Genomic DNA, 5750 nt, shown 5'->3' on the forward strand with positions numbered 1-5750 from the left:
GCGGGTTTCAGACCCATTTTTTCAATGACCGGACTAAGTATCGATCGCCAGAAAAAAAAGCATAAACAGGGCCAAACAAAAGCTGATAGTCCCCCGCTTAACATCAAAGAGAAACTTGCCCTCAAAAAAGAAGAAAGGCAAAAGAAACAAAAATTAACGGGGTTAATTGTTTTTGCCATTTGTGTAGCAATTTTGCTCGGATTCCCCCTCAGCTTATTATTTGATGCCAACATAGGAGCTGCAGTAAGTTTAGCCTTAATTTTAGTAGTTTTCTCCTTTAGCTATCCTCGCATGGCTCTTTGGGCATTTATTATCTATGTCCCCTTCACTGGCACTATTATCTATTGGTTGGGAGGTAGTCCAATCCTGCAGCTTAGTAAAGATATCTTTTATCTACCCGCTTTAATCGCCTTAGTTTTAGAATGTCGAAAAAAGCAATTACCGATTATTGTCCCCAAACAATTAGGTACAACCCTATTATTAATCTTTGTTTTCTGTGTAGTTTGTCTATTAGCTGTCAATTTACAGAGACAATTTCTGCCTACTTGTGCATCTGTAGAAGGACTGAGAGTTTTCAGCAACGGCTTTTTGTTTCGGGTTCCCTGTCGGGAAAGTGAGACTTTTCTGCAAGGACTATTGGGATTTAAAGTTTTGCTAGGTTATGTCCCCTTGATCTTCTGCACTTATTACTTAATCAAAGACAAACCGACCCTATTATTTTTTGGTCGTCTTTTAGTGACTTTAGCGATTATTTGTTGTGTTCTAGGGCTAATGCAATACTGGATGCTGAAAACCGGTCGTTGTGTAGGAACTAGAGGCTTTGTGGCTGATGCACTATTCAAAGCCAACTTAGAGGCAAGGTGTTTGATTGGTGGGGCGTTAGTGTATAGTCCGGAAGTAAATATGATCCGCCTACCGGGTACCTTTGTTTCTCCCTGGCACTGGGCTTGGTTTTTGGTCTCTAGTGCCGTAGTTTGTTATGCCAGTGCCTTTAGTGAAATTTCCCAAAAATGGCGACTAGCAGCCCTAGTAGGTTTAACCCTAGTTTTTATTAATGCAGTGGTCTCCGGGCAAAGATTAGCTTTCTTTGCTGTACCGATGATTATTGGTCTGATGACGATTATTACGGGACAAATCGCTAACTTAAAACGATTTTTGCCGATCATTTTTGCCTCGGCTTTACTTCTAGCTATCGGTTTTTCTTTCCTTAACCCGGATTTTGTCCAACAACGCTACGATAGTGCCATCAACCGTTGGCAACAGGCTCCCCCCACCCTTTTTATTCAGGAACAGTTGGATTTTGCTATCCGTAATCAGGGCGGTATTTTAGGTCGTGGACTTGGTGTGGCCACGTCTGCTGCTAGGGTTTTCGGTGATATTTCCTTTGTGGAAACCTATCACACTAAAGTTTTATTTGAGTTGGGATACATTGGTTTTGCCTTGTACATGATATTCATGACCCATCTAGTTTATCTGGCCTTCCGCACCTATCGTTCCCTCAAAGATCCGACTCTGCGAGGTTTTGCCGGTAGTTATTGGGTTTTGCTGCTCTTTGTTGCCTATCTTCCCTATTGGTATGCCCTCGATACAGATCCTGTGGGCGTTTATTACTGGATATTTGCGGGCGTAATTTTTAGATTACCCGTGATCGAAAAACAGGAAAAAGAAGCCAAAATTCTGGCGGGGGAAACCGCCACAAAATCCTCCAAAAAGGGCTTAAAATTTAAACGCAAAGGTGTTTCTTTAGCTTGAAATATGGGTGTTGGGTTTTAGGGTGTTGGGGTTTTAGGGTTTTAGTGGAAATTCCCCCATTCCCCCACTCCCCCACTCCCCCACTTCCCCACTCCCCCACTCCCCCATTCCCTGCTATGAATTTTCCCTCGATTTCTGTGATCATACCCACCTATCGACGCGAAGAGCCTCTTAAAGATACCCTCGATGACCTACTCAAACAAGATTATCCCGATTTTGAGGTATTAGTTATCGACCAGACCGCTACCCACAGCCCCGCCATACAATCCTATCTGGAAAATCTGGCTAATCAGCACAAAATTAGCTGGTATCGGCTGGATTGGGCGAGTTTACCCGGTGCCAGAAATTATGGAGTCCGTCGCACCCAAGGCGATATCGTTCTTTTTATCGATGATGATGTGCGGCTACCGGATAATTATCTCAAAGCACATAGTGAGAATTTTGTCAAGAACCCTGAGATAGGTGTAGTGGCAGGTCGGGTATTCGATCGCATGAAATTGGGTGACTCCCAAAAAATGGTGACAGATACCGGCAAACCCTACGAAATCGACTTTTTACCCCCCCAAGCCATGGATCCAGGCATTGCTTGGTATTACATCGATCTTGTCCACACCACTAAACCCCAGCAGGTAATCTCGGCCCGGGGCTGTAATATGTCTTTCCGGAAGGATATATTTACTAAATACGGCATTTGGTTCGATGAACGCTTTCGTGGCAGTGCCGTGCGCGAGGAATCGGATTTTTGCTTAAGGTTACGCCAGACTCCCTATCATGTCTGGTACGATCCCACCGCTTATCTGGTTCATTTAGGGGAAGAAACCGGCGGCTGTCATGATATTAGCACTCGTTCTTTGAGTTATCAGACGACTTTTTATCATAATCACTTTCTGATGGCCCTGAAAAATCTCACTCCCGCTCAACAATTGCGACTCTACGCTAAATTATTTGATTGTCACGTTCTTGGCAATCCTCCCTGTAATAAAGGTGGTTCCCCGATTAAAATACTCTCTAGGGGAATTTTTTATAGTTTAGGTTTTCTTGATGCTCTGAAAACTCAAGTAAAGTCCCTCTGGAATGATGGCCAAATTTATACAAAACTAGATCATCTATGAAAATTTTAGTCGCTAGTCATACATATATAGTTGATCTCAACTGTGAGAAACTGCGCGCCCTGACAAGATTAAATCCCAATATTGAAGTTACTATTGTTGTTCCCCAACGTTGGCAACCGGGAGGAGTCCAAAATAAAATCATTGAAAGTCAACCGAAAATAGCCGACAATTTCTGCGTCATTCCTATCTCTAATTTTAGCCAAAATAATCAATCTTTATTAACTTTTGGCACTGATATAATTCCTTTATTGCAAAAATTTAGACCTGATATTATTCAAGTGGAACAGGGTTCTAAATCTCTCGCTTATGCTCAATTTATTACTCTGAATCGTCTCTTAAATCTACAGGCTAAAAATGTATTTTTTACCTGGTGGAATCTTCCCTATACTCCTAAATTTCCCATCTCTTGGTTAGAAGCTTATAACCTGAAAAATACCGATGGTTTAATTGCTGGTAATCAAGACGGGGTAGATGTTTTAAAAGAACGGGGTTACAGGGGTAAATACACAGTTTTACCGCAATTAGGAGTGGATGAAGTTCTTTTTTCCCCGGGCAAGCAACCCGATTTAGCTCGATCTTTAGGTATTGAAACCGATGAATTCGTGATTGGTTTTATCGGTCGTTTTGTGGAAGAGAAAGGCATTCTAACGCTGATTAAAGCTGTAGCTAAATTAACAGGTAAGTGGAAATTATTACTGTTAGGTCGGGGCATCCTCAAAGATAAAATAGTCAGCGAAGCTACAGCCGCAGGAATAAGCGATCGCTTGATGATGGTGGAAAGTGTTCCCCACGATCAAGTAGTTAATTATCTTAACCTGATGAACACTTTAGTTTTGCCTTCAGAAATCACCTATCGGGTCAAAACTTTAACGGCCGTCGGTTGGAAAGAACAATTCGGTCATGTCTTAATTGAAGCTATGGCCTGTCAGGTTCCTGTTATTGGTTCTGATTCGGGAGAAATCCCCTTTGTTATTGCTGATACGGGTTTAATTTTTCCCGAAAAAGATGGGGAGGCACTGGCTAAATCTATACAAACTCTCTTAGATAATCCCAGCTTCGCTCAAGAATTAGGCCAGAGGGGTTATCAGAGAGTAATGACCAATTATACTAATAAAGCCCTCGCTCAAAAACAATTGGATTTCTATCAACAATTACTCCCTCGGTGATGGGAAGTGGGGTGTGGGAAGTGGGGTGTGGGGTGTGGGGTGTGGGGTGTGGGGTGTGGGGAGAAAAAAGCTGATAACTGATAACTGACAACTGATCACTGATAACTGATCACTGATCACTGGTTATGAACCATTCTTGGCACCCCCCAGTCTAAACGGACAGGCATCCAGCGGGGGTAATGATCGAGGTGATAACCGAGAAGCAAACAAGTGTGAGCGATCGAGAGTTAATCTTAAAATGTCAAAGGGGTGATCGGGGCGCTTTTCGTCACCTTTACCGTCTTTATCAACCAAAAATCCGCTCTACTCTCTATCAACTCTGTGGAAGGGAATTCCTAGAGGATTTTGTCCAAGAGGTATTTTTAAGACTGTGGCGCGGGTTGCCGAAATTGCGTTCACCTGAATACTTTTCCACTTGGGTTTATCGGATCACTTGGAATGTGGCGATCGATGGTCGGCGACAATTAGCCAAAAGACAAACGAGGATCGCCAAAAGCACTGATGAGGAAAACTCCCTTGATAGCGAATCCCGTCCCCAAGATAGTCCCGATTTGATGCAATTGCATTATGAGGAGGTGGTCCGACAAGGGTTAGAAATTCTCAGTTTAGAACATCGCGCTGTCCTTGTCCTTCACGATCTAGAGGACTTACCCCAAAAGGAAATCGCCCAAATCTTAGAAATTCCCCTCGGTACGGTGAAATCACGTCTTCATTATGCGCGTAAAACCATGGGTCAATTTTTGCAAAAACAAGGAGTTCTCTAATGTCCCCAGAAGATGACAAAGTGGTTAATTTTCTGCGTCGCTATCGTCCATCGCTGCCACCTCGACCGATAGATGAAGAGGAACAGTTAATGCAAATGATTAGGGGAGAAAGGCCGGTAACTTGCCCAAAATCCCTGCCTTTATTGGGGTGGATAACTGGTATTACTGCCTTATCGGCGCTGATTTTTGCTTCCTATCGTTGGCCCGATCCTCATCCACAACTGGGCCAAATTTCCGACGAGCAGTTAGAAGCTTTTTTAGTGGAGAGTTGGAACCATAGCATCGCTCCACCGATTGCTGCTCCTAGCGTTTATAGTTCGCCTTGGATGAGCTTAAACGAGCCTCAACTCACCTATTCTACCTATAATCCTTAATTTCTTTGTGGAGGTCAATTATGTCCCTTTCTACTCTCTCGATTCTCGGCACAACCATGGCTTTAACTCTGGCGGCTAACCTAGTCCCAACTGCCACTGTGCTATCCTATCCCCAAGATCGTCTATTTATCGCTCAAACTAGCTCTCCCCAGCGTCCTGAGAGTCGTCGAGTGAATAATTCTCGAGAAAGACTAATCGAACAATTAAACCTTACCGATGACCAAAAGTCGAAAATTGCCGCTATTCGTCAGAAATACCGGGGACAAATGCAAAAATTGCGAGAAACCATGAGAAGCAACCAACAAGAATTAAATAGTTTATTATCGAATAATGCCTCCGATCGAGATATCCGTTCTAAACATCAGCAAATCTCTCGGAATCGCCAAGAAATCAGTAACCTGCAATTTGAGAGTTTTTTGGAAATTCGCCAAGTGTTAACTCCCGCTCAAAGAACGGAATTTTCCCAATTAATGCAGGAACGTTGCCCTAATTCCCGCAATTGTGGGCGACAATAATTCCCATCAGTTCGGATTAAGATCGAGTTTGATTCCGATACATTAGAAAAACGCCAAGGATGGGTTA

At 43.1% G+C, this 5750-nt stretch carries 6 protein-coding genes; all 6 read left to right on the forward strand.

Annotated features, from left to right (window positions below; all coding sequences use genetic code 11):
- The first annotated feature begins 24 nt into the window (after positions 1-24).
- The 6 genes from hpsL (at position 25) to PX636_RS17185 (ending at position 5683) form a co-directional block, all read left to right on the forward strand.
- A complete protein-coding gene (hpsL, locus tag PX636_RS17160; RefSeq protein WP_002797210.1) occupies positions 25-1752 on the forward strand; it encodes a hormogonium polysaccharide biosynthesis protein HpsL in 1728 nt (575 codons plus the stop codon).
- A gap of 116 nt (positions 1753-1868) precedes the next feature.
- On the forward strand, positions 1869-2864 hold the full coding sequence (gene hpsN, locus PX636_RS17165) for a hormogonium polysaccharide biosynthesis glycosyltransferase HpsN (RefSeq protein WP_002797209.1): 996 nt from the start codon (positions 1869-1871) through the stop codon (positions 2862-2864).
- Entirely contained in the window at positions 2861-4030 is a 1170-nt protein-coding gene (gene hpsO / locus PX636_RS17170; protein ID WP_002797207.1) for a hormogonium polysaccharide biosynthesis glycosyltransferase HpsO, read from the forward strand. Before hpsN ends, hpsO begins: the two co-directional genes overlap by 4 nt.
- A 179-nt stretch (positions 4031-4209) precedes the next feature.
- Positions 4210-4794 (forward strand): sigma-70 family RNA polymerase sigma factor, encoded by a 585-nt coding sequence (locus tag PX636_RS17175; protein ID WP_002797206.1) that lies wholly within the window; start codon positions 4210-4212, stop codon positions 4792-4794.
- Positions 4794-5168 carry a hypothetical protein gene (locus PX636_RS17180; protein ID WP_002797204.1) on the forward strand — a complete coding sequence of 125 codons (375 nt, stop codon included), beginning with the start codon at positions 4794-4796 and terminating at the stop codon, positions 5166-5168. The genes PX636_RS17175 and PX636_RS17180 overlap by 1 nt, the downstream gene beginning before the upstream one ends.
- A 20-nt stretch (positions 5169-5188) precedes the next feature.
- The gene (locus tag PX636_RS17185) at positions 5189-5683 is read left to right on the forward strand and encodes a Spy/CpxP family protein refolding chaperone (protein ID WP_002797202.1); all 495 of its coding nucleotides are present in this window, start codon (positions 5189-5191) and stop codon (positions 5681-5683) included.
- Positions 5684-5750 lie beyond the last annotated feature (67 nt).

It is taken from the genome of Microcystis sp. M53598_WE2 (assembly GCF_030067735.1).
GTDB lineage: Bacteria > Cyanobacteriota > Cyanobacteriia > Cyanobacteriales > Microcystaceae > Microcystis > Microcystis aeruginosa.

What these genes read in the sequence shown, in the direction of transcription:
- hpsL (WP_002797210.1), top strand. Translation starts at nt 25, where the DNA reads ATGACCGGACTAAGTATCGATCGCCAGAAAAAAAAGCATAAACAGGGC.
- hpsN (WP_002797209.1), top strand. Translation starts at nt 1,869, where the DNA reads ATGAATTTTCCCTCGATTTCTGTGATCATACCCACCTATCGACGCGAA.
- hpsO (WP_002797207.1), top strand. Translation starts at nt 2,861, where the DNA reads ATGAAAATTTTAGTCGCTAGTCATACATATATAGTTGATCTCAACTGT.
- PX636_RS17175 (WP_002797206.1), top strand. Translation starts at nt 4,210, where the DNA reads ATGATCGAGGTGATAACCGAGAAGCAAACAAGTGTGAGCGATCGAGAG.
- PX636_RS17180 (WP_002797204.1), top strand. Translation starts at nt 4,794, where the DNA reads ATGTCCCCAGAAGATGACAAAGTGGTTAATTTTCTGCGTCGCTATCGT.
- PX636_RS17185 (WP_002797202.1), top strand. Translation starts at nt 5,189, where the DNA reads ATGTCCCTTTCTACTCTCTCGATTCTCGGCACAACCATGGCTTTAACT.